The sequence below is a fragment of the Pseudomonas tehranensis genome (assembly GCF_014268615.1).
Classification (GTDB): Bacteria; Pseudomonadota; Gammaproteobacteria; order Pseudomonadales; family Pseudomonadaceae; genus Aquipseudomonas; species Aquipseudomonas tehranensis.
Genome location: NZ_JABWQV010000395.1, coordinates 1 through 2909 on the forward strand (window position 1 = coordinate 1; position 2909 = coordinate 2909).

Below are 2909 nucleotides of genomic sequence, written 5' to 3' on the forward strand. Positions count from 1 at the left end.
GGGCGGATGAGGCGTGACGTCTACTGTCAGTGTTGACAGGTTGGAGGGATATCAAGCGGGGCCGTGCGGGGGACACACGAACAGCCGTGAGTGTGTCCCCGCTTTCAGATGAACACTTCATCCCTGCGCCTGACGCGCAGGATTACATCAGGCCTTTTTGTGTTGCTCGACCCACTTGCCATAGGCATCAATGAATTTCTGCAAAAATGGCCGCACCGACTCCGACAGCTCGCCCTGCTCGTCGAACGCGCTCCCCGCCCCGGCCAGATAAGCCTCCGGCTGTTGCATGCACGGCACATCGAGGAACACCAGGGACTGGCGCAGATGATGGTTGGCGCCAAAACCGCCCATGGCCCCTGGCGAGGCACTGATCACCGCGCCGGGCTTGCCGCTCAGGCAGCTCTTGCCATAAGGCCGCGAGCCCACGTCAATGGCATTTTTCATCGGGGCCGGCACCGAGCGGTTGTATTCAGGCGTGACAAACAACAAAGCGTCAGCCGCGCCAACCTGCTGACGGAAAGTGCTGTAGGCTGGTGGGGGTGTGACATCGATATCCTCGTTGTAGAGCGGCAGGTCGCCTATCTCGATGATTTCCAGCTTCAGGTTGCTCGGCGCCAGATCCGCCAGGGCCAGGGCGAGCTTGCGATTGATCGAAGCCTTGCGCAGGCTCCCCACTAAAACGGCCACGGTGTAGACATTACTCATTGGACACTTCTCGACTATGGGTTCAAGGGAGCCCCTATTTATAGATGATCGGACGGACAATTGGACCAGCGGAGAACCGAAAACCTTCCGACTGGACTATTTTTTTCATGTAGGAAAACTTACCGCGCTTGACCAAGGTCTACAGAACCGCAAATCGAGTGATTTATTTCCAGAGGTTCTAAGCAATGGCAGCAGTACTTGTCGGACAATTTCATGCGCGGGACGCCGAAGGGCGCGTCTACTCGGTGCATGAATACCAAGAATCGACCCCGTCCCTCGACGGTAACGGCAAGGAGCCTGTCACCACTTTCAAGCTGGCGATTGGAGATCGCGTCAACAAACTCGAAGACGGCAAATTCATGCTGGTGCAGTCCCAGATTGAATTAACCCGCGAGCCGGAAACGCTACCGCCCGCTCAAACGCCTGCTGAAACGCTAATTGCTTCATAACCTGTTGTTATGAGCAGAAGTCATGCCCGGACTTGGGTTAGGATTCAGCCACTCAATGGCTCTCCCGCCCAACATGGACTGCTTGCATGCGTTTACGCCACATCGAAGTGATCCAGGCGCTGTTGCAGACCGGCCACCTCGGCACGGCGGCTGAATGGCTGCAATTACCGGTGGCAGAGGTGGAGGCGACGCTACGCGATGCCGAGCTACAGTTGGGTTTCATGCTGTTTGCCAGTGTGCGTGGGCGATTGCAGGCGACTCGCGAAGCCCTGGAGTTGCGCGACGGCATCACGCGAGTGTATGACACCCTCGAACCGGTACAACGCCTGGCCAGTAGCCTGAAACACTATCAGGCGCCGCCCCTGCGCGTCATTTGCACCCCACCGCTGGCCCAGCAGTTACTGCCCCGGAGTATCGCAGCCCTGCGTCGACGCCATCCGGACGCCCCTTGCACTCTGCTCAGCCAACCGACCCGAGACATTGTTCAGAGCCTTCTGCTGCGCGACAGTGACTTGGGCCTCAGCCTGCACGACCCCGAACACTCCAACATCCAGTGCCAGATGATCGCCCAGGGCAAACTGCAATTGCTGGCGCCCCACGGCTGGCTGCAACCGCGGCAAAAATACATTTCGGTTCAGGATCTGGCCGGCCAGTCACTGGTGGGCCTGGATGGCCACGATCCGCTGAGCCCTGCGTTCGACCATAAGCTGGCGGCGCTACGCCCCGCGCCGGTCATCCAGATCCGCGTACAGACCCATCAGATGATGCGCGCCATGGTCGAGGCTGGTGAAGGGCTGGCCATCGTCGACCCCTTCACTGCTTCAGGTGCCAAGGACGGCGGGCTGGACGTATGCCCGGTATCGCCCGCCATTCCCATCTGCCTGTATGCGCTGAGCCTGAACGGCACGGCGGCCTCTTCCACCCTCCAGTCGCTGCTGGAACTGATTACGGAACAAGCCGAGGCGCTGTTGGGCCACTGATCGCCATGCCCAGCGGATCGTCGAACAACCGGTACCAGAACAACGCCACCTCGGCGGTATGCCGGTCAATGCCGCGATAGCGCAGGTGATCGATCCCGCCCAGCACATAGCCGCAACGCTCATAGAGCCGGCAGGCCCCCAGGTTGTTGTTCTGGGTTTCGAGCATGATTCCCGGCAGTTTTTTCTTGCGGCTCCAAAAATGCGCGACGTCTAGCAAAGCCCTGGCCACACCGTGGCGACGGGCCGGGGCATGCACGGCAAGCTCATCGATGTGGGCAAAACCGTTCCAGTTGGTGCTCACCACCAAATGCCCTACCGGTTGGTCATCGAGGTAAGCCATGAAGATCTCGCTGTCCGGCGCATCGCGGAAGCTGCTGAATTCCTCAGGATCGATGCCATAGCATTTGCGATAAGGGGCGATGGGCGTGACTGGCCATTGGCTCACCGGTCGACCCACCTGCGCCGCCCCATAGGCGCTGACCTCGAAACTGAAGTCGCTGCCCCAGATATAGGCGGCAAAGCCGTCATCGACGACACGCACCGACAGGCCGGGGTGCTTGGGATTCATGACCGGCTGCATAGTGGGAAAAGTCCTCATTCCTTGAGACAACCAACGGCGCTCTGCCATCCATTGCCCTTGCCTCTCGAAGCTTCATACATCAAGCGGGTATCCGTAGCCTGCCCGTTACCTCAGGTTAGAAGGTACTGGCGATTGTGGCGAGAAATGAATGATGGTGGGCGATAGCTTTTGTGGGAGCGGGCTTGCTCGCGAAAG

4 protein-coding genes are annotated in these 2909 nt (G+C 59.3%); 2 read left to right on the forward strand and 2 right to left on the reverse strand.

The window, feature by feature from the left end; all coding sequences use genetic code 11:
• Positions 1–147: 147 nt before the first annotated feature.
• Positions 148–705: an NADPH-dependent FMN reductase gene (locus HU811_RS26305; RefSeq protein WP_186658985.1), complete on the reverse strand. Its 558-nt coding sequence runs from the start codon at positions 703–705 to the stop codon at positions 148–150.
• A 185-nt stretch (positions 706–890) separates the two neighbouring features.
• Here HU811_RS26305 and HU811_RS26310 point away from each other — a divergent pair, with 185 nt between their 5' ends.
• Both HU811_RS26310 and HU811_RS26315 read left to right on the forward strand, forming a co-directional pair.
• Complete coding sequence (locus tag HU811_RS26310; RefSeq protein WP_186658988.1) at positions 891–1154, forward strand: hypothetical protein; 264 nt, start codon at positions 891–893, stop codon at positions 1152–1154.
• An 86-nt stretch (positions 1155–1240) separates the two neighbouring features.
• A complete protein-coding gene (locus tag HU811_RS26315) occupies positions 1241–2134 on the forward strand; it encodes a LysR substrate-binding domain-containing protein (RefSeq protein WP_186658991.1) in 894 nt (297 codons plus the stop codon).
• On the opposite strand, the gene HU811_RS26320 is transcribed toward HU811_RS26315, so the two are convergent.
• Positions 2100–2714: a GNAT family N-acetyltransferase gene (locus HU811_RS26320; protein WP_092396888.1), complete on the reverse strand. Its 615-nt coding sequence runs from the start codon at positions 2712–2714 to the stop codon at positions 2100–2102. The genes HU811_RS26315 and HU811_RS26320 overlap by 35 nt on opposite strands.
• Positions 2715–2909 lie beyond the last annotated feature (195 nt).

What these genes read in the sequence shown, in the direction of transcription:
- HU811_RS26320 (WP_092396888.1), bottom strand. Translation starts at nt 2,714, where the DNA reads ATGCAGCCGGTCATGAATCCCAAGCACCCCGGCCTGTCGGTGCGTGTC.
- HU811_RS26310 (WP_186658988.1), top strand. Translation starts at nt 891, where the DNA reads ATGGCAGCAGTACTTGTCGGACAATTTCATGCGCGGGACGCCGAAGGG.
- HU811_RS26305 (WP_186658985.1), bottom strand. Translation starts at nt 705, where the DNA reads ATGAGTAATGTCTACACCGTGGCCGTTTTAGTGGGGAGCCTGCGCAAG.
- HU811_RS26315 (WP_186658991.1), top strand. Translation starts at nt 1,241, where the DNA reads ATGCGTTTACGCCACATCGAAGTGATCCAGGCGCTGTTGCAGACCGGC.